General features: G+C 76.6%; 17 protein-coding genes. 4 read left to right on the top strand and 13 right to left on the bottom strand.

What is annotated here, in order from left to right:
• Positions 1-23 precede the first annotated feature (23 nt).
• The 5 genes from kal to kdd are packed head-to-tail and all read right to left on the bottom strand — an operon-like array spanning position 24 to position 5,355.
• Positions 24-434, bottom strand: a complete 411-nt coding sequence (gene kal, locus D0Z06_RS14475; protein ID WP_117378141.1) for a 3-aminobutyryl-CoA ammonia lyase — start codon at positions 432-434, stop codon at positions 24-26.
• On the bottom strand, positions 431-1,219 hold the full coding sequence (gene kamE, locus D0Z06_RS14480; RefSeq protein WP_117378142.1) for a lysine 5,6-aminomutase subunit beta: 789 nt from the start codon (positions 1,217-1,219) through the stop codon (positions 431-433). The genes kal and kamE overlap by 4 nt, the downstream gene beginning before the upstream one ends.
• Positions 1,212-2,834, bottom strand: coding sequence for a lysine 5,6-aminomutase subunit alpha (kamD, locus tag D0Z06_RS14485; protein WP_117378143.1), 1,623 nt, complete (start codon positions 2,832-2,834; stop codon positions 1,212-1,214). The genes kamE and kamD overlap by 8 nt, the downstream gene beginning before the upstream one ends.
• Positions 2,831-4,333 (bottom strand): amidohydrolase, encoded by a 1,503-nt coding sequence (locus tag D0Z06_RS14490; RefSeq protein WP_117378144.1) that lies wholly within the window; start codon positions 4,331-4,333, stop codon positions 2,831-2,833. The genes kamD and D0Z06_RS14490 overlap by 4 nt, the downstream gene beginning before the upstream one ends.
• A complete protein-coding gene (gene kdd / locus D0Z06_RS14495; RefSeq protein ID WP_117378145.1) occupies positions 4,330-5,355 on the bottom strand; it encodes an L-erythro-3,5-diaminohexanoate dehydrogenase in 1,026 nt (341 codons plus the stop codon). The genes D0Z06_RS14490 and kdd overlap by 4 nt, the downstream gene beginning before the upstream one ends.
• A gap of 121 nt (positions 5,356-5,476) precedes the next feature.
• Here kdd and D0Z06_RS14500 point away from each other — a divergent pair, with 121 nt between their 5' ends.
• Positions 5,477-6,886 (top strand): KamA family radical SAM protein, encoded by a 1,410-nt coding sequence (locus D0Z06_RS14500; RefSeq protein ID WP_117378228.1) that lies wholly within the window; start codon positions 5,477-5,479, stop codon positions 6,884-6,886.
• Positions 6,887-7,029: 143 nt separating this feature from the next.
• Positions 7,030-7,560, top strand: a complete 531-nt coding sequence (locus D0Z06_RS14505) for a GNAT family N-acetyltransferase (RefSeq protein WP_117378146.1) — start codon at positions 7,030-7,032, stop codon at positions 7,558-7,560.
• A gap of 19 nt (positions 7,561-7,579) precedes the next feature.
• On the opposite strand, the gene D0Z06_RS14510 is transcribed toward D0Z06_RS14505, so the two are convergent.
• Positions 7,580-8,449, bottom strand: a complete 870-nt coding sequence (locus tag D0Z06_RS14510; RefSeq protein ID WP_117378147.1) for a lysophospholipid acyltransferase family protein — start codon at positions 8,447-8,449, stop codon at positions 7,580-7,582.
• Between the two features lie 35 nt (positions 8,450-8,484).
• Positions 8,485-9,624 (bottom strand): glutamate--cysteine ligase, encoded by a 1,140-nt coding sequence (locus D0Z06_RS14515; protein WP_233517686.1) that lies wholly within the window; start codon positions 9,622-9,624, stop codon positions 8,485-8,487.
• Positions 9,625-9,778: 154 nt separating this feature from the next.
• On the opposite strand from D0Z06_RS14515, the gene D0Z06_RS14520 reads away from it, so the two are divergent.
• Positions 9,779-10,651, top strand: a complete 873-nt coding sequence (locus D0Z06_RS14520; protein ID WP_117378149.1) for a hypothetical protein — start codon at positions 9,779-9,781, stop codon at positions 10,649-10,651.
• Between the two features lie 6 nt (positions 10,652-10,657).
• On the opposite strand, the gene D0Z06_RS14525 is transcribed toward D0Z06_RS14520, so the two are convergent.
• The 4 genes from D0Z06_RS14525 to D0Z06_RS14540 all read right to left on the bottom strand — a co-directional run bounded on the left by D0Z06_RS14525 (position 10,658) and on the right by D0Z06_RS14540 (position 14,854).
• Complete coding sequence (locus tag D0Z06_RS14525; protein ID WP_117378150.1) at positions 10,658-10,990, bottom strand: YnfA family protein; 333 nt, start codon at positions 10,988-10,990, stop codon at positions 10,658-10,660.
• A gap of 42 nt (positions 10,991-11,032) precedes the next feature.
• Entirely contained in the window at positions 11,033-13,144 is a 2,112-nt protein-coding gene (locus D0Z06_RS14530; protein WP_117378151.1) for an intein-containing Rv2578c family radical SAM protein, read from the bottom strand.
• 101 nt (positions 13,145-13,245) lie between these two features.
• The gene (locus D0Z06_RS14535; RefSeq protein WP_117378152.1) at positions 13,246-13,734 is read right to left on the bottom strand and encodes an Lrp/AsnC family transcriptional regulator; all 489 of its coding nucleotides are present in this window, start codon (positions 13,732-13,734) and stop codon (positions 13,246-13,248) included.
• The gene (locus tag D0Z06_RS14540; RefSeq protein WP_233517687.1) at positions 13,709-14,854 is read right to left on the bottom strand and encodes a M24 family metallopeptidase; all 1,146 of its coding nucleotides are present in this window, start codon (positions 14,852-14,854) and stop codon (positions 13,709-13,711) included. The genes D0Z06_RS14535 and D0Z06_RS14540 overlap by 26 nt, the downstream gene beginning before the upstream one ends.
• A 66-nt stretch (positions 14,855-14,920) precedes the next feature.
• Between D0Z06_RS14540 and D0Z06_RS14545 the strand changes: the two genes are divergently transcribed.
• Positions 14,921-15,838: a 5'-3' exonuclease gene (locus D0Z06_RS14545; protein WP_117378230.1), complete on the top strand. Its 918-nt coding sequence runs from the start codon at positions 14,921-14,923 to the stop codon at positions 15,836-15,838.
• 115 nt (positions 15,839-15,953) lie between these two features.
• Here D0Z06_RS14545 and D0Z06_RS14550 read toward each other — a convergent pair whose 3' ends face one another.
• Together D0Z06_RS14550 and D0Z06_RS14555 are read right to left on the bottom strand one after the other, a co-directional pair.
• Complete coding sequence (locus tag D0Z06_RS14550) at positions 15,954-16,553, bottom strand: DUF4333 domain-containing protein (protein WP_117378154.1); 600 nt, start codon at positions 16,551-16,553, stop codon at positions 15,954-15,956.
• 192 nt (positions 16,554-16,745) lie between these two features.
• Complete coding sequence (locus tag D0Z06_RS14555) at positions 16,746-19,586, bottom strand: DEAD/DEAH box helicase (RefSeq protein WP_117378232.1); 2,841 nt, start codon at positions 19,584-19,586, stop codon at positions 16,746-16,748.
• Positions 19,587-19,615 lie beyond the last annotated feature (29 nt).

Below are 19,615 nucleotides of genomic sequence, written 5' to 3' on the forward strand. Positions count from 1 at the left end.
ACCACCGCCCGGCGCCGTCGGGGTCAGGGGACGACGAGGGTGGCCGTGGCCTCGACGACCACCAGCGGCGGGTCCAGCACCGCGGCGGCCGAGGGCCCGCGCTCCGGCTCGGCCCGCGCGACCACCCGGGCGGTGCACCGCAGCTCCCGGCTGCGCCGCCCGACCCGCACCACCTCGGCGGTCGCCTCCAGGACGTCCCCGGCCCGCACCGGCGCCAGGAAGCGGACGTCGGTGTAGCCGGCCAGCAGCCCCTCGTCGCCGTCGGCCACGATCGCCACCTCGGTGGCGACGTCGCCGAACAGGCCGAGGGTGTAGGCCCCGTCGACGAGGTCCCCGCCGTAGTGGGCGTGGGCGTAGGGCACGTAGCGGCGGTGGGTGACGATCAGCCCGAGCCGCGGGTCGGTCCCCGCGGGGGCGCCGTGCGACGCGGTCATGGGTCCTCCGGGGCGGGGGTGTCGGGTCGGCGCGAGCCGATCAGGGCGTGCACCAGGTAGCTGGCCACCTCGCCGGGCGTCGTGCCGCGGCCGAAGACCCGGTCCACGCCGAGCTCGGCGGCCATCGCCGGGTCGAAGCGGGGGCCGCCGACGACGAGCAGGGGCCGGGCCTCGCCCATCGCCTCGCGGAAGGCGGCGGCCAGCTCGCGGGTGTTGCGCAGGTGGGCGTCGCGCTGGGTGACCACCTGGGAGACCAGGACGGCGTCGGCCCGCTCGGCCCGGGCGCGGGCGACCAGCTCGGGCACGGTCACCTGGGCGCCGAGGTTGGCCACCCGCATCTCCCGGTGGTACTCCAGGCCCTTCTCCCCCGCGAAGCCCTTGATGTTGAGGATTGCGTCGATGCCCACGGTGTGCGCGTCGGTGCCGATGCAGGCGCCCAGCACCACCAGCTGGCGGTGCAGCCCGGCCCGGATGGCGCCGTCGACCTCGCCGGGCGACAGCAGCGGGTAGGCCCGCTCCTCCACCTGCACGGCGGCGAGGTCGACCAGGTGGCGCACCGGCCCGTAGACGACGAAGAAGGTGAAGGCCGCCCCGCCGCCGCCCCCGCCGCCGATCCCGTGGCTGTGCACCACCATCGCCGGCGCGATGCCCATCTTCCCGGCCAGCTGCAGCGCCGCCCCCTCGGCCCGCGGCCCCGGCGGCACGGGCAGGGTGAACGACAGCTGCACCATGCCGTCGCCGGTGGTGTCCCCGTAGGGGCGGACCACGTCGATCCCGTCAGGCACGGACCGCCTCCAGCAGCTCCAGGGCCGGGTTGTACGCCTCAGCGGTCAGCGCGACGACGCCGTCGAGGCCCTTGCCGCCGTCCGGCGGGCGCCGGGTGATGCCGAACGTGCCGTCGGCGATCGCCTGGATGAGCCCCTGCGGGTGGTCGGCGATCCGCTCCAGCAGGGCGACCGCCTCGCGCAGCACGCTGTCGGCGCGGCGGTCGATGAACCCGCCGGGCGGCGGGGCGAAGTCCTCGACCAGGCCGCCGGCGGCGTCGAGCACGTAGCGGACGTTGCGCAGGGCCAGGTCGCGGTCGGACAGCCACGGGGTGACCACGGCCTCGGTCATCATCCCGACCAGCAGGATGCCCTGGCCGGTGAGCGCCCCGGCCAGGTTGAAGAAGCCGTCGAGCAGGTAGCCGCGGAACACGTCGCCGGTCATGTGCTTGGTCGGCGGCATCCACTTCAGCGGCGCGTCGGGGAACAGCGAGCGGGCCAGCAGCGCGTGCGCCAGCTCCAGCCGGAAGGAGTCGGGCAGGTCGGGGTCGATCTCGAAGGCGTGCCCGAGGCCGAGCTGCCAGTCCTCGAGCCCGGCCTCCTTGGCCAGCGTCTCGTTGAGCAACTGGCTGACCGTGACGGTGTGCGCCTCGTCGACGGCGTCGGCGGTGGTGAGGTAGTTGTCCTCGCCGGTGTTGATCACGATGCCGGCGCGGGCGTGCACCATCCGGCTGAACCGCTGGTCGACGAAGGTGCGCCGCGGGTTGATGTCGCGGAAGAGGATCCCGTACATCGCGTCGTTGAGCATCATGTCGAGCCGTTCGAGGCCGGCCAGCACGGCGATCTCCGGCATGCACAGCCCGGAGGCGTAATTGGTCAGCCGCACGTAGCGGCCCAGCTCCGCGCTGACGTCGTCCAGCGCGGCCCGCATCAGCCGGAAGTTCTCCTGGGTGGCGTAGGTGCCGGCGTACCCGGTGCGGGTGGCGCCCTCGGGCACGTAGTCCAGCAGCGACTGCCCGGTGGAGCGGATGACGGCGATGACGTCGGCGCCGGCCCGGGCGGCGGCCTGGGCCTGCGGGATGTCCTCGTGGATGTCGCCGGTGGCCACGATGAGGTAGACCCACGGCCGGCGCGGCGCGTCCCCGAGGCGGGCGACGAGCTCCTCGCGGCGGGCCCGGTTGGCGTCCACGCGGGCCAGGCCGGCGGCGACGGCGGCACGGGCGGCGTCCCGGGCGCGCTCGGCGCCGGCACCGGTGGGGACGACGAAGCGCGCCGTCCCGGCGCCCACCTGCTCGGCCACCGCCTGCAGGTCCGGGGCGGCACCCGAGGCGAGGGCGTGCCACACCGGCAGCGCGACACCGTGCTCCAGCCCCACCTGGTCGCGGACGGCGTCGACCACCCGGTTGACCCACGGCACCCGGTCGGTGGCCGTGCCGTCCCGGGCGGTGCCCTCCCGCCGGTCGCCGTCCCCGGTGACCGGGTCGGTGCCGGTCAGCCCGGCCAGCCGGAGCACCGCGCGCTCCACCGAGACGGTGGTGTGCGCCCGGGCCAGGTCGACGACCGGCTGCGCGGCGCACGCGGCCAGCTCCCGGGCGCGGGTGACCAGCGCGGGGTCCAGGTCGAGCCGGGCGGTCATCGGACGACCTCCCCGGCGACGAGCAGCTGCCGGCAGGCGGGGCGGGCCCGGCCGGCCAGGACGGCGGAGAGCGTCGCGGTGGTCTCCCACAGCGCGAGGTCGGCCGGCGCCCCGACGGCCAGGGGCCCGGCGGGGTGCTCGGCGCGGGCGGCGTGCCACCCGCCGTGGGTGGCGGCGTCGAAGGCGTCGAAGGGCCGCAGCCCCGCGCCCGGCGTGCGGTGGTCGACGGCGGCGTGCACCCCGCCCCAGGGGTCCAGCGGGGTGACCGGGGCGTCGCTGCCCAGCGCCAGGGCGACGCCGGCGTCGGCGAGCTCGGCGAACGGGTTGGTCGCCCGGGCCCGCTCGACGCCCAGCCGCTCGGCGTACATGCCCTCCGTGCCGCCCCAGGCCGCGTCGAAGGCCGGCTGGACGCTGGCCACCACGCCCCACCGGGCCAGCCGTCCCACGGCGGCCGGGTCGACCATCTCCACGTGCTCGAGCCGGTGCCGGCAGGCGCGGACGGCGGCGAGCCCGAGCTCGGCGGCGACCTCCCCGACCGCGGCGAGCACCTGCGCGAGCGCGGCGTCGCCGATGACGTGGAACCCGGCCTGGACGCCGGCGAGGGTGCAGGCGCGCACGTGCTCGACCAGGTCGCCGGGGTCGAAGCGCAGGGCTCCGCTGGTGCCCGGCCGGTCGGCGTAGGGCGCCGACAGGGCGGCGGTGTGCGAGCCGAACGCGCCGTCGCAGAACAGGTCGCCCCCGGCCCCGGCCAGGCCGAGCTCCTCGACCAGGACCAGCCCGCCGCGGCCGGCCAGCTCGCCCCAGTAGCCGAGCACCCGCGGCCCGGGCCGCTCCGCGGCCAGCGCCAGCAGCCCGGCGAGGTCCTCGGCGCCGGACACCTCCGGGCCGGCCATCTCGTGCACGGTGCCGATGCCCAGCGCCGCCGCGGCGTCCAGCGTCGCGCGCTGCGCGGCCCGCCGCTGCACGGGGTCGACGGCGCCGTAGGCGGCCTGCCGGACGGCGTGGTGGGCGTCGAGCCGCAGCTGCCCGTCCGGGGACCAGCCGGGCAGGGCGGTGACGCCGGGCACCCGGTCCAGCAGCGCGGTGGAGGCCACCGCCGAGTGCACGTCGACGCGGGCCAGGTAGGCCGGCCGGTCGCCGACGACGGCGTCGAGGTCCGCGCGGGTCAGCCCGCGCCCCTCGGGCCAGCCGGTCTCGTCCCAGCCGGTGCCGAGCACGATGCCGCGCGTGGCGGTGACGTGCCCGGTGACGGTCTCCACCGCCTCCCGCAGGCTCACGCTCGAGTGCAGGTCGAGACCGGTGAGGGCCAGCCCGGCCGCGGTGGCGTGCACGTGCGCGTCCACGAAGGCCGGCGTGAGCAGCGCTCCCTCCGCCGCCAGCACCCGGTCGGAGCGCGGGGCGTCGACGGCGTCGCCGAGCCAGGCGATCCGCCCGCCGGCGACCTGGACGGCGCGGCCGGGCCGGTCGCCGACGGTGACGTCGGTGAGCAGCAGCGTCATGCCGGCACGCGTGCGTCGAGCAGGGCGCGGACACCGGCCGAGCGGCGGTACAGCTCGAGCGCCGCCTCCGCGTGCCCCGGTGCGTAGCCGTTGCCGATCAGCATCGTCACGTCCGCTGCCATCCCCTCCGCGCCGAGCGCCGCCTGGGCGAACGAGGTCGCCATCGAGAAGAAGACCACGGTGCCACCCTGTGCCGTCGCCAGGACCGCGCCGTGCTCGGCGCCCGGTGCGTCGACGCACACGACCGTGACCGCGGCGGGCTCGCCCACCGCCGCGGCGACGGCCAGCGGGTCGGTGGCGTCGGCGACGACCACGCGGTCGGCCAGGCCGGCCGCGCGCAGGGCGGCGGCCTCCCGCTCGTCGCGGACCAGCCCGGTCAGGGCCGTGGCCCCCGCGGCCCGCGCCGCGGCCAGCGACAGGCACCCGGACTTGCCCGCCGCCCCCAGCACGAGCACCGACCGCGCCCCGGAGCGCCGGACCACCCGGTCGGTGACGGCCGGCGCCCCGCAGACGTCGAGGACGGCGAGGGCCACGGGGTCGGGCAGGTCGTCGGGCAGGACGGCGGCGACGGAGCGGGCGAACAGCACCGCCGTCCCCTCCGCGGGGACCTGCTCGGAGCGGCCGTCCCAGCGGGCCAGGCCGTCGGTGATCCGCAGCGGGGTCAGGGTCAGGGAGACCAGCGTGGCCACCCGGTCGCCGACCCGCAGGCCCAGCGGGGACCCCGGCCCGACCGCCGCCACGGTCCCGATGAGCATCCCGCCCGAGCCGGTGACCGGGTTCTGCATCTTGCCGCGCGCGGCCACGATGTCGAGCACCGCGGCCCGCACCGCCGCGCCGTCCCCGCCGCAGGACTCCGACAGCTGCCGGAAGGAGGCGGCGTCGAGGTTCAGCCGCTGCACCGACACGCGGACCTCGTCGGGCCCGATCGCCGGGTCGGGGTCGAGCCGGAGGGCCGCCTGGGGCAGCACCCCGACCGGCTCCAGCACCCGGTGCACCCCGAGGGCGCGCCCTACCGCATCCACCGATCCTCCTGTCTCACCCCATCGTGGGAGGAGAACGTATCGCGATCGTCACCGTGTGACGGACATCTTCCCGTACAGTGCCGGATCGAGGGAGGACCGACCCCCGGAAGAGGTGCGCGCCGTGCTGGAACAGCCCTACGAGTACGTCGCCCGGCCGCTGGTCGAGCCCGACTGGCGGCGGCTGCCCGGGTTCGCCGACGTCACCGAGCAGGAGTGGCGCAGCGCCCAGTGGCAGCGCGCCCACTGCGTCAAGAACCTGCGCCAGCTGCGCGGGGTGTACGGCGACCTGCTCGACGAGCCCTTCTACGCCGACGTCGCTGCCGACCAGGCCGGCCGGGCGACGATGTCGCTGCTGCTGCCGCCGCAGATGCTCAACACGATGGTCCCCGACCGGGTGCCCGACCCCGCCGCGATGCGCGCCGACCCGGTGCGCCGCTACATGCTCCCGGTCGCCTCCGACCGGCTCCCCGGCCCGCTGGCCAGCCACCCCTACGCGGCCCGGGACTCGTTGCACGAGCACGAGATGTGGGCGGTCGAGGGGCTCACCCACCGCTACCCCACCAAGGTGCTCGCCGAGCTGCTGTCCACCTGCCCGCAGTACTGCGGCCACTGCACCCGGATGGACCTCGTCGGCAACTCCACCCCCGCGGTCGAGAAGCTGCGCTTCGCGCTCAAGCCGGTCGACCGGCAGGCCGCGATGCTGGAGTACCTGCGGGCCACCCCCGGCGTCCGGGACGTCGTGGTCTCCGGCGGGGACGTCGCCAACCTGCCGTTCAAGAACCTCGAGGCGTTCGTCGCCGGGCTGCTGGAGATCGAGTCCGTGCGCGACGTCCGGCTGGCGTCCAAGGCGCTCATGGGGCTGCCGCAGCACTGGCTGCAGGACGACGTCGTCGCGGGCATGACCCGGCTGGCGACGACGGCGCGGGCGCGCGGGGTGTCCCTGGCCGTGCACACCCACGTCAACACCGCCGCCCAGGTCACCCCGCTGGTGGCCGAGGCGGCCGGGGCGCTGCTGGCCGCCGGGGTGCGCGACGTGCGCAACCAGGGCGTGCTGCTGCGCGGGGTGAACGCGACCGCCCCCGACCTGCTCGACCTGTGCTTCGCGCTGCTCGACGGCGCCGGCATCACGCCCTACTACTTCTACATGTGCGACATGATCCCCAGCGCCGAGCACTGGCGGGTGTCGCTGGCCGAGGCCCAGACCCTGCAGCACGACCTCATGGGCTACCTGCCCGGCTTCGCCACCCCGCGGATCGTCTGCGACGTCCCCTACGTCGGCAAGCGCTGGGTGCACCAGGTCGCCGAGTACGACCGCGAGCGCGGCATCAGCTACTGGACCAAGAACTACCGCACCGGCATCGAGCGCGACGACGACGGCGCCCTCGACCGCCGCTACACCTACTACGACCCGGTGCACACCCTGCCCCGGACCGGGCAGGCGTGGTGGCGGGCCCGCGGCGGCTGGGCGGGTGGAGGAGACGGAGCCGCCGACCTGGCCGCCGCCTCCCGGGAGGCGTCCCTGGTCGACTGAGCAAGGACCCCGTCCTCCCCACCCCTCGCACGCTCGGGGCGGGCCCCTGGACGGGGCCACGGCGAGCCTCTGGACGGGGCCGACCCGGGACGGGGCCGCCGGCGCGCGTGTCCCGGGGCCCGCCGGGCGGGTAGGGGCGCCCCATGGCGGCCGGGGCCGGGGTGCTGCACACCGGACGGTTGCGCCTGCGCCCGTGGACCACCGCCCGCGACGACCTCGCCCGGCTGGCCGACATCTACGGCCGCCCCGCGGTCACCCGCTGGCTGGGCGGCCCCCCGGCGCTCACCCCGGTGGAGCTCGTCGCCCGCTGGACGGAGGTCTGCGCCTGCTCCGACCGCTACGGCGTCTGGGCGGTGGAGGAGGCCGCCACCGGCACCGTGCTGGGCACCGTGCTGCTCAAGCCCCTCCCGGACGGCGTCGGCGAGGTCGAGGTCGGCTGGCACCTGCACCCGGACGCCTGGGGGCGGGGCTACGCCACCGAGGCCGCCCGCGCGGTGGTGCGCAAGGCCTTCGACGGGGGCCTGCCCGAGGTCTACGCCGTCGTGCGCCCCGGCAACGAGGCGTCCATGGCCGTCTGCCGGCGCCTCGGGATGGTCCACCTCGGCCGGATGCGCCGCTGGTACGACGCCGAGCTCGAGGTGTTCCGGCTGGTCGCGCCCCCGGTGGTGGAGTAGCGCCGGGGTGCGGCCGCCCTCAGCGCCGCCCGCGCCGACCGACCAGGCGGCGCAGCCGCGCCACCGGGTGCGGCCGCGGCAGCCGCCGCCGCGTCCCCCGGACGTCCGGGTGGTCGCGCTCCGCCGCCTGCTGCGGCGTCGGCGCCGTGCCGCCCAGGTGCGCCGGCTGCCACCACAGCTCCGCCGGGCCGGAGGGCGGCTGCGGGTAGGTGCGCTGCGCCTCGTCGACCAGCACCTCCATGGCCGCCCGGATGCGCCCCAGCAGGGCCGGCGCGGTCTCCCCCGGCTCCGGCACGATCGGCTCCCCGAGCACGACGGTCACGGCCACGCCCCGCCGCAGGTCCACCGGGTGGTGCTTGGTGGTGATGCGGTGCCCGCCCCAGACCGCCGCGGGCAGCACCGGGGCGCCGGAGTCGATGGCCATGCGGGCGGCGCCGGCCTTGAGGTCCTTGAGCACGAAGCTGCTGCTGATCGTCGCCTCGGGGAACACCCCGACGACCTGACCGTCCTTGAGCGCGCGCACCGCGGCGTCGAAGGCGGCGGCCCCGGCCCGGCGGTCCACCGGGATGTGCCGCATGGCGCGCATGAGCGGCCCCGAGACGCGGTGGCGGAACACCGACTCCTTGGCCATGAACCGCACCAGCCGGCGCCGGGGCAGCGCCGCCAGGCCGAGGAAGGTGAAGTCCAGGTAGCTGACGTGGTTGCTGCACACCACCGCCGGCCCGGACGCCGGGACGTGCTCGCCGCCGCGCACGTCGAAGCGCAGGTCCAGCAGCCGGAAGACCACCAGCACGAGCCGGATCACCAGCCGGTAGAGCCGGTCACGGGGGTCGGGCCGGGGCCCGAAGAGGTCCCGGCGGACGACGTCGCGCCAGCGAGCGGTCTCCATGGCGGGACGATAACCGGCCGTTCCCGGCGGCCGCCTCAGACCCGCGTGGCCGTCACCGCCGCCCGAACCACCGCGGCGAGCTCCCCGGTCTCCCGGTGCACCCGCCGCTGGAAGGCCGCGCCGGTGCCGCCCCGCACCAGGTCGGCCACACCGGCGCGCACCCGGGCGTCGTCGCCGCACGCGACGAGCGCCTCCCCCACGTGGTCGAGCAGCGCCGCCACGACCGCGGCGGCGGGGGCCGGCCGCCCGGAGGCCGGGTGGACGAGCTCGCCGTCCAGACCCGAGCGGCTGGCCCGCCAGCCGGCCACCCGCAGCAGCTCGCTGCGCACCCGAGGCGCCGGGTGCCCGGCCCGCCACTCCCGAGCCGCGGTCTCGACCAGGCCGCGGACCAGACCGGCGAGGACGACGGCGTGCTCGGCGTGCAGCAGGACGTCGGCGGTGCGCACCTCGACGGTGGGCCACCGCTCGGAGAGCCGGGCGTCGAAGTAGACCATCCCCGCGTCGACGATCGTCCCCGACGCCAGGAGCTGCTCCACCACGCCGTGGTACCCCTCGGCGGACCCGAACGGCTCGGTCGGGCCCGCCGAGGGCCAGCGCCCCCACGCCTGCGCGCGGTAGCTGGCGTGCCCGCTGTCGCGGCCCAGCCAGAACGGCGAGTTGGCCGACAGCGCCGTGAGCACCGGGAGCCACACGCGGATCCGGTCGAGCACGGCGACGCCCTCCTCGTCGCCGTCCACCGAGACGTGCACGTGGCACCCGCAGGTGAGCTGCTCGAGGGCCGTGAGGCCGAACGTCTCGGTCATCAGCGCGTAGCGCTCCCCCGGCGTGGTCACCGGTTCCACCGCGACCGGGGAACTGGCCAGGGCCGCCACGCGGGCGCCGACCGCCCGGGCCGCGGCGTCGGCCCGCTGCCGCCAGTGCCGCACCTCGGCGGCCACGTCGTCGAGCCGCTCGCAGACGCGGGTGCCGAACTCGACCTGCTGGGCCTTCAGCTCCGGGACCAGCCGCGCCCCGGCGGCGTCCCCGCCCTCCCCCGGGCCCCCGTGGTCGTGCTCGCCCACGGTCTCCCCCTCCCCGCGGGAGGCGGCGACCCGCAGCGCGGCCGGCCCGCGCGGGGTCGGCCGCCCCGCGGCGTCGACCACCAGCAGCTCCTCCTCGACCCCGACCGTGCGCACCGGGTGATCCTCCGGGGCCCCGCCGGATCCCGCGCGTCGACACCGGGGAACGGGCGTTGCGGTCGGTGCTCCGGCGCCGGAGGCGCCGTTCCCCCATCGTGGTCGCTCACGTTCCATGTGGCGCTTTGTTGGGGATAACGGGTAAGCTGGAGGTGTGACCGGTCCGTGGCAGACCCCGCTGCCGGAGATGCCGAGCCCGCCGGCGGCGCGCGCCTGGGCGCGGCTGGCCGCCCCGGAGGGCTACGAGCCGCAGTGGCGCCGGCTCGTGGACGCCGCGCTGGAGCTGGGCCTGGGCCCCGACCAGCTCAGCGAGGAGGGCCTCTCCCCCATCGCCGTCGCCCGGGAGTGGAAGCCGGCCACGATCGCCCTGTACAGCAAGGTCGCGCGCTACGGCGGGCTGGCGCTGCCCGGCGCCCCCACCCCGGAACCGGACCCGGTGACCCTCGAGCTCCGGCCGCTCACCGAGGTGCGCGGGAGCGATCCCGAGCACCTGCGCGCCGTCGCCTGGTGCGCGCTGGCGCTGGGCTGGCCGGGCACGGTGGGCCAGTTCCGCTCGCTGCGGCGGGAGCAGGTGCACCCCTCGACGCGCCGGCTGCTCGTGCACACCGACGACGGCCGCTGGTCGGTGCCCGGCGCGCTCACCGCCTGGCACGCCTGGGAGGCGGCCCGCGACCGGTACCCCGCCCTCGCCGCCAGCCCGTGGGTGCTGCCCGCTCTCCGCAAGGGCCCCGGCTTCGGCTCCGCGGTCGGCGGCCGGCTCTCCACCCAGGCCCTGCAGGTCACCTTCGCCAAGCACGCCGCCCGCACCGCCGGGTACCTGCGGGAGACCGCGCCCCCCTCCCGGCGCGCGGAGGTGGAGGCCCTGGCGGTGCGCTACCGGGAGCTGTCCTACGACTCGTTCCGCCGGCTCGCCCTGGCCGCCGGGGCCGCACCGGTCGCCGCCCGCGGCGCGGTGCGGGCCGAGCGGGTCGTGGCGCGCAGGGCCCGGGCCGCGCGGGCCGAGCGGCTGGACGGCCCCGGCGGCTAGGTGCCGCTAGGCCCGCGGCGCGTACATGATGACGGCGACGCCGAGCAGGCACACCAGCGCGCCGAGGATGTCGAAGCGGTCCGGCCGGAACCGGTCCACCAGCACGCCCCAGGCCAGCGACCCGGCGACGAACACGCCCCCGTAGGCGGCCAGGACCCGGCCGAAGTGGGCCTCGGGCTGCAGCGTCGCGACGAACCCGTAGGCGCCCAGCGCCAGCACACCCACCCCGGCCCACAGCCAGCCCCGGTGCTCGCGGACCCCCTGCCACACCAGCCACGCCCCGCCGATCTCGGCCAGCGCGGCGAGACCGAACAGCAGCAGCGAGCGCACGACCGTCATGACCGTGATGCTGTCAGCCGGTCACGCCGCCCCGCCGGACCCTCACAGCAGGGTGAGCTGCTCGGCCGCGGGGGTGGTGTCCCGAGCCCGCGCCGGTGGGGCACCGGGGAGGCTGCCGGCCGGGAAGCCCACCTCGGCGTCACCGGGCACGCCGCGGGCCGCTCCCCCGGCCTGCCGGTCCAGGCCGTACCGGGCCAGCAGCGGCGCGACCCGCGCACCCAGCCAACGGCGGTACTCCGGTGCCACGGTGGACCCGCGGTAGAGCTGCCGGTAGCGCGGGACCAGCTGCGGGTGCTCCCGCGCGAGCCAGCCCGAGAACCACTCCCGCGCCCCGGGGCGCAGGTGCAGGGGGACGACGGTGACCCCCGTGGCCCCGGCGTCGGCGACGGCGGACAGCGCCGCCTCGAGGTCGGCCAGGCGGTCGGTGAGCCCGGGCAGCACCGGGGCGAGGAAGACCCCGCAGGGCAGGCCGGCGTCGGTGACGGCCCGGACGAGGTCCAGCCGCGCCCGGGGGCCGGGCTCGCCCGGCTCCAGGGCCCCGTGCAGGTCGTCGTCCAGGATCGCCATCGACACGCCCAGGCCCACGGGCACCTGCCCGGCGGCCGAGGCCAGCAGCGGCAGGTCGCGGCGCAGCAGCGTGCCCTTGGTGAGCACCGAGAACGGCGTGCCGGAGCCGGCCAGCGCCCGGATGACCCCGGGCACCAGCCGGTAGCGGCCCTCGGCCCGCTGGTGGGGGTCGGTGTTGGTCCCCAGCGCCACGTGCTCGCGCCGCCACGACGGGCGGGCCAGCTCCCGGCGCAGCACCTCCACGAGGTTGGTCTTGACCACCACCTGGGTGTCGAAGTCCCGCCCGGCGTCCAGCTCCAGCCATTCGTGGGTGCCGCGCGCATAGCAGTTGTGGCTGATGACCCCGTTGGCGACGAAGTCGCCGGTGCCCGTGGTGATGTCGTACATCGGCAGCTCGAGTCCGAGGTCCTCCACGGCCACCACTCGGAGGCCCGCATCGCTCGTCACGGCGATGCCCTCGAGAGTGCACCTCCGGCGGATCGCCGGGTCGACCAGGTGGAGGAAGCGGAGCTGCTCCCTCAGGCCGCCACGCAACCGGACGGTGCAGACGCCGGTCGGCAGCCCTCGATCCTCGATCACTGCGTCGAACCCCCATGCCGCGCAGGCACCCTGCGTCCTCGTCAGGATCTCGGCGTCAGCGTGGGAGAGGCGCAGGACGTGTTCGCTGCGACTTCCCCCTGCGTCGAACACCCCGGCGAGGCAACCACGGTGCCAGTCGGGAGTCGGCCGATCCGGCCACTCGACCAGCGCGGTGATCGCAGCGACGGCGCCCGCGGACGACGTCCGGATGGCGTTCACCGCACGCCGCCGTTCGGTGGCGGGGGTGGAGGAGAAGCGATGCGTGCCGACCCCCGAGCGGGCCAGGTAGTCCTCCGTCCGCCGCAGACCCTCGTCGTCGGCGAGGGCGAGGCGGAAGCGGTGCTGCTCGGCGTGCCGCCGTCCCGGTCGCTGGTACCGGTGCACGGCCAGGTGACCGTCGGCGCGGACCATTCCGGTCACGTAGCCGCGTCGGTAGTCGGCTCCGTCCTCCGGCGTGGCCACGGTCCGGCCGTAGCCGAGCAGTTCGTCGTTGGCAGTCAGGTGGGGGCGCCGATCGCGGCCGGACGTCGTCCCGGTGACGTGCTCCCACCCGCGTCCGGTCAGGAATCGATGCTCGCCGCTGGCCATGAGCTCCGTGCCATCGGCCAAGCGCACGCGGTAGGCGCGCTTGACCGTCGACCAGTGCGCCAGCACCTCTGTGATCACGTAGTGCCGAGAGGTGCCCCGCCGCTCGGTCCCCACGATCCGGTCACCGACCCGCAGGTCGACGATGGGCCTCTGCCGCCCGTCGTCCAGCAGGACGAGAGTGTCCGGACCCAGGCAGTAGACACAGGCATGGGTGCAGCCCCGGTAGGGGTTGATGCTCCACCGGAAGGGCATCGGCGAGCCCGCCGGCACGGCGTTGAGCGCGCTGCGGCCGGCCACCTCGTGGAACGTCACCCCCGGGAACCCGGGCACCTGCACGCTGCGCAGCAGCCCGCGCAGGGTCGGCATCCCGGGCAGCGCACCGGCGTCCTCGGCATCCAGCCGCTGCGCATCCCACCGCACCCGCCCATCCGAACACACGTTCGACGCGGTGTCGAGCCGGCGGAGCTCATCCGGCCGACCCGTCGGGCCGGCGTCCCCGTGCCGTGGCCACCGGTCACCGGCTAGAGCGGCGGGCGGTCCTCGTAGAAGGTGGAGAGCACCACGGTGGTGCGGGTGGTCACGTTGGCCGCCGCCCGGATCTTCTGCAGCAGCGCCTCCAGCGCGTCCGGCGAGGACACCCGCACCTTGAGGATGTAGCTCTCCATGCCGGCGACCGAGTGGCAGGCCTCGATCTCGGTCAGGTGCGCCAGCCGGGCGGGCGCGTCGTCGGGCTGGGCCACGTCGATCGGCGTGATGGAGACGAACGCGGTCAGGCCCAGCCCCAGAGACCGCGCGTCGATCCGGGCGTGGTAGCCGGTGATCAGGCCGCGCTGCTCGAGGCGGCGCACCCGCTGGTGCACCGCCGACACCGACAGCCCGACCCGCTCGGCGAGGTCGGTGTAGCTGGCCCGCCCGTCGCGGGCGAGGGCGGCGAGCAGCGCGCGGTCGACGTCGCCGGAGGTGGCCGGGACGCCGCCCGCCGGCTCACCCGGGGAGGACGACGAGGTCACGCGGACCCCCGTTGACGCTCTGCACGCCGTCCTCGGTGCAGACGACGATGTCCTCGATGCGCGCCCCGCACCGGCCGGCCAGGTAGATCCCCGGCTCGACGGAGAAGGCCATGCCCGGCTCCAGGGGCAGGGCGTTGCCGGCGACGATGTAGGGCGCCTCGTGGGTGTCCAGGCCGATCCCGTGCCCGGTCCGGTGGATGAAGTGCTCCCCCCACCCGGCCGCGGTGATCACGTCGCGGGCGGCGGCGTCCACCGCCTCCGCGGTCACCCCCGGCCGGACGGCGGCGGACGCGGCGGCCTGCGCCGCCTGCAGCACCGCGTACCACTCAGCGGTCTCCGCGTCGGGGCCCCGGCCGACGGCGTAGGTGCGGGTGCAGTCCGAGCGGTAGCCGGTCGCGGTCTCCCCGCCGATGTCGACCACCACCAGGTCGCCCTCGGCCACCACCCGGTCGGACAGCTCGTGGTGCGGGCTGGCCCCGTTCGGGCCGGACCCGACGATGGTGAAGTCGACCGCCACGTGGCCCTCCTCGAGGATCGCGGCGGCGATGTCCGCACCGACCTGCGCCTCCGTGCGGCCGGCCCGCAGCCACTCCCCCATCCGGGCGTGCACGCGGTCGATCGCCGCCCCCGCGGCCGCGAGCTCGGCCACCTCGGCCGGCGTCTTCACCATGCGCAGCCGGTCCAGGACGGGGGCGGCCAGCTCCAGGACCGCCCCGCCCAGGGCCCGCTGCACCCCCAGCGCGTGCTCGGCCCAGGTGCGCGACCCCACCGCGACCCGGGCCGGGTCGGACCCGAGCCGGGCGCGCACCTCCCGCGCGAGCAGCGCGAACGCGTCGTCGGTCTCGTCCCAGGCGAGCACCTCCAGCCCCAGGCCGCCGGCCGGGCTCGCGTCGACCATCGGCGCCTCGAGCCGCGGGACGACGAGGAAGGGCTCCCCGGCCCGGGGGACGACGAGCGCGGTGAGCCGTTCCATCGCGTGGGCGTGGTAGCCGCACAGGTACCGCAGGTCCGACCCGGGGGTGAGCACCAGGACGTCGGCGCCGCCCTCGGCGGCGGCCTCGCGGGCGCGGCGCACGCGGTCGCCGGTCACCAGCGCTCCGGCGGGGGTGGGTGAAGGCACGAGCGGAGACTATCCACGCCCCCTGCCCACCGGCCCGGGCCGTTACCGTCCCGGGACGTGACCACCATGCTGCTGGACGCGGCCAGCCTCTACTTCCGGGCCTTCTACGGCGTGCCCACCAGCGTCACCTCGCCCGACGGCCGCCCGGTGAACGCCGTCCGCGGCTTCCTGGACATGACCGCCCGGTTGGTCACCGCGCACGCCCCGGAACGGCTGGTCGCCTGCTGGGACGACGACTGGCGCCCGGCCTTCCGGGTGGCGGCGCTGCCCTCCTACAAGGCGCACCGGCTGGCCGCCGACGGCGGGGAGGAGACGCCGGACGAGCTCGGCCCGCAGGTGCCCGTGCTCGCGGACGTGCTCGCCGCCGCCGGGGTGGCCCGCGTCGGCGCGCCCGGCTACGAGGCCGACGACGTCATCGGCACCCTCGCCACCCGCGCCGCCGGCCCGGTGGACGTGGTGACCGGCGACCGCGACCTGTTCCAGCTGGTGGACGACGACCGCGGCGTCCGGGTGCTCTACACAGCCCGCGGCATCACCGACATCGAGGCCGTCGACGAGGCCGCGGTGACGGCCAGGTACGGCATCCCGGGGCGGGCCTACGCCGACTTCGCCGTCCTCCGCGGGGACCCCAGCGACGGGCTGCCCGGCGTGGCGGGCATCGGCGCGAAGACCGCGGCCGCCTTGATCACCGCGTTCGGCGACCTGGCCGGGATCCGGGCGGCCGCGGCGCGCACCGTCGTCCCCGCCGCACCGCTGACCGCGGCGGTGCTGCGCAAGCTGCACGCCGGCGCCGGCTACCTCGACGCCGCACCGGTCGTCGTGGCCGTCGCCCGCGACATCGATCTCCCGCCGCTCGACGACGCGCTCCCCCGCCGCCCCGCCGACCCCGGGCGGCTGGCCGCCCTGGCCGAGCAGCACGGCATCGCCTCGTCCGTGCGCCGGCTGGGGGCGGCGCTGGGCTGGCCCGCCGACGCCCTGGCCTGATCGGGGCCCCGTCCGGAGGCTCGCCCCGAGCGTGCGAGGGGTGAGGAGGACGGGCGGCCCCCCTGCAGGGTCCCGCCGCGAGCCTGCGAGCGGTGGGGGGCAGGGGGGTCCTCCTTCAGACCTCCTGCCAGGTGTAGGCGGCGGTGTCCGGGTCGGTGATGGCGATCCGGATGGTGACGTCCTCGCCGTCGGCGGTGGTGCCGGTGCACTGGTAGGTGGCGCCGGCCTCGACGGTCATCTCGTCAGCGCAGTCGAGGTCGACGCCGACGCCGTTGGCCTCCTCGAACTGCACGGCCACGTCCTCCTCGACCGCACCGCGGTCGAGGACCTCGTCGCCGAGCACGAGCGGCAGGACGATCGCCGCGGCGATGACCAGCACGGCGAGCACGGCCAGGCCCACGACCAGCCCGGTGCGCGACCTGCCCGGCGGCTGCCCGTAGCCGGGCGGCTGGCCGTACGGGCCGTACGGGCCCGGCTGGCCGTACCCCGGCTGCCCGTACTGCCCCGGCTGCCCGTACTGCCCCGGCTGCCCGTACTGCCCCGGCTGCCCGTAGCCCGGCGGCGGCCCGTACCCCGGCTGCTGCGGTTGGGCGGGAGCCTGCTGACCGGAGCCGGGCTGGCCGTACTGCCCCGGCGGGCCGTAGGCCGGCGGCTGGCCGTACCCCGGCTGCCCGTACGAGCCCGGCTGCGGACCACCGTGCGGTGGGTTGGTCATCGTCGTGCTCCCGATCGGCTGGCGGATCCCCGTGACCGCCTGTCACGACGGCGGGGAGGATTGTGCACCACGAGCGGCGCTGCGACGGGCAAACCGCGCGGCGCCGGCTCAGCCGCCCACGGCGAGGGCTCAGCCGCCCACGGCGAGGGCTCAGCCGCCCACGGCGAGGGCTCAGCCGCCCACGGCGAGGGCTCAGCCGCCCACGGCGACGGCCACGACGCCCCGGCGCACCCGCTCGACCGCGCGCCGGGCGGTCGCGGCCACCGGCTCGTCGGCGACCTTCGCCAGCTGGTCGAGCAGGTCGACCAGCTGGCGGGCCCAGCGCACGAAGTCCCCGCCGGAGAGCTCGGTGCCGGCCTGCTCGGCGCCGGCCAGCACCCGGTCCAGGCCCTGCCCGTCGGCCCACCGGTAGGCCGCCCAGGCGAAGCCGAGGTCCAGGTCGCGGCTGGCGGGGACGCCGTGGTCGAGCTCGACGTCCTGCAGCCGCGCGCGGATCCGCCGCATCTCGCCGATCGCCGCGGCGACCTTGCCGGCGGGGACGGCCGGCTGGCCCGGGGTCTCCCGCCGGGCCTCGAACACCAGCGTGGAGACCGCCGCCGCGAGCTCGGCGGCGCCTAGCCCGCGCCACGCCCCCGCGCGCAGGCACTCGGCGACGAGCAGGTCGGCCTCCGACCACACCCGGGCCAGCCGCCGCCCGTCCCCGGTCACCAGCGGCGCCCGGTCGGCCACCTCGGCGCCGACGACGTCCTCGTCGTCCCGCGGCGGCGCGTCCGGGTCGGGCACGAGGTAGCCCAGCTCCTCGAGCACATCGCAGGTGCGGTCGAACTGCCGGGTCAGCGACCCGGTCCGCTCGGCCATCCGCCGGTGGGTGCCCTCCGCCTCCCGGGTGGCCCGCCACCACCGCTCTGCCGCCCGCACCCGCTCCTCCCGGTCGGGCAGGGCGTGCACGGGGTGGGCGCGCAGGGCCCGACGCAGGTCGTGCAGCACCGGGTCGTCGGCCGCGGCCGAGCGCTGCTTGACCCGCCGGGCGCCGAGCTCGTGCTCGACGCGGGCGTTGCGCAGCGTCGCGGCGAGGTCGCGGCGGGCGTGCGGGCTGCGGTGGTTGAAGTTCCTCGGCACCCGGACCCGCGCCAGCGCCGACACCGGCGAGGGGAAGTCCACCGCGCCCAGCCGGCCGGCCCACTTGTCCTCGGTGAGCACCAGCGGGCGCGGCTCGGCCAGGTCGGTCACCCCGGGGTCCAGGACGACGGCCAGGCCCTGCCGCCGACCCGAGGGGACCCGGATGACGTCGCCGGGGCGCAGCGCCGCGAGGGCGTCGGCGGCCTCCAGGCGGCGCTTGGCCGCCGAGTCGCGGGAGAGCTCCTTCTCCCGCTCGGCGATGTCGCGGCGCAGCCGGGCGTACCCGGCCACGTCACCGTGCTCGGAGTGCATCTCGGCCGCCCACCGCTCGGCGTCCTTCTCGTGGCGCGCGGCGGCGCGGGCCAGGCCCACCACCGAGCGGTCGGCCTGGAACTGGGCGAAGGAGGAGGCCAGCAGCTCCCGGGCGCGGGCCCGGCCGAAGGAGCTGACCAGGTTCACCGCCATGTTGTAGCTGGGCCGGAACGACGAGCGCAGCGGGTAGGTGCGGGTGCTGGCCAGCCCGGCGACCACCGAGGGGTCCATGCCCGGCGCCCAGACGACCACGGCGTGGCCCTCGACGTCGATGCCGCGGCGCCCCGCGCGACCGGTGAGCTGGGTGTACTCCCCCGGCGTGACGTCGACGTGCGCCTCGCCGTTCCACTTGACCAGCCGCTCGAGCACGACCGTCCGGGCCGGCATGTTGATGCCCAGGGCGAGGGTCTCGGTGGCGAACACCGCCTTGACCAGGCCCTGGACGAAGCACTCCTCGACGGTCTCCTTGAACGCGGGCACCAGCCCGGCGTGGTGCGCGGCGAGGCCGGCCAGCAGCCCCTCCCGCCACTCCCAGAAACCGAGGACGTGCAGGTCCTCCTCGGGCAGCGAGCCGGTGCGCTCGTCGATGATCCGCGCGATCTCGGCGCGCTCCCACTCGTCGGTCAGCCGCAGCCCCGCGCGCAGGCACTGGTCCACGGCCGCGTCGCAGCCGTTGCGGCTGAACACGAACGTGATGGCCGGGAGCAGGCCGGCGCGGTCGAGGCGCTCCACGACGTCCGGGCGGGCCGGCGGGCGGTAGCGCGGCCGGTGCGAGTAGCCGCGCCGGGGACCGCCGTCCCAGCCCTCGATGCGCCGCTCGTGCTCGCGCACGTAGCGGACCAGCTCGGGGTCGACCACGCTGGCGCCGCGGTCCCGGGTCGAGCGCCCCCGCGGGGTGTCCTCGGAGTCGGCGGCGTGCGCGGCCGGGCGCAGGCTGAACAGGTCGAACACCCGGGTGCCGACCAGCATGTGCTGCCACAGCGGGATCGGCCGGACCTCGCTGACGACCACCGCGGTGTCCCCGCGCACGGTGACCAGCCAGTCGGCGAACTCCTCGGCGTTGCTCACCGTCGCCGACAGCGACACCAGGGTCACCGACGGCGGGAGGTGGATGATCACCTCCTCCCAGACCGCGCCGCGGAACCGGTCGGCGAGGTAGTGGACCTCGTCCATGACCACGTAGCCGAGGCCGGCGATCGCCGGTGACTCGGCGTAGAGCATGTTGCGCAGCACCTCGGTGGTCATCACCACCACGGGGGCGTTCCCGTTGACTGCGTTGTCACCGGTGAGCAGGCCGACCCGGTCGGTGCCGTACCGCTCGACGAGGTCGTTGTACTTCTGGTTGGACAGCGCCTTGATCGGCGTGGTGTAGAAGGCCTTGCGCCCCTCGGCCAGCGCCTTGTGGACGGCGAACTCCCCCACCACGGTCTTGCCGGCCCCGGTGGGCGCGCACACCAGCACGCCGGCCCCGCGCTCCAGCGCCTCGCACGCCTCCACCTGGAAGGGGTCCAGGGAGAAGGACAGGTCCGCCGTGAACTCGGCCAACACGGGGTGGGCGCTGCGCCGCCGGGCAGCCGCGTACCGCTCAGCGGGGCTGGACATGGCCTCCACGGTAGGCGCGCTCCCCGCTC

Origin of the sequence: Geodermatophilus marinus (assembly GCF_003428645.1) — a bacterium.
Classification (GTDB): Bacteria; Actinomycetota; Actinomycetes; order Mycobacteriales; family Geodermatophilaceae; genus Geodermatophilus.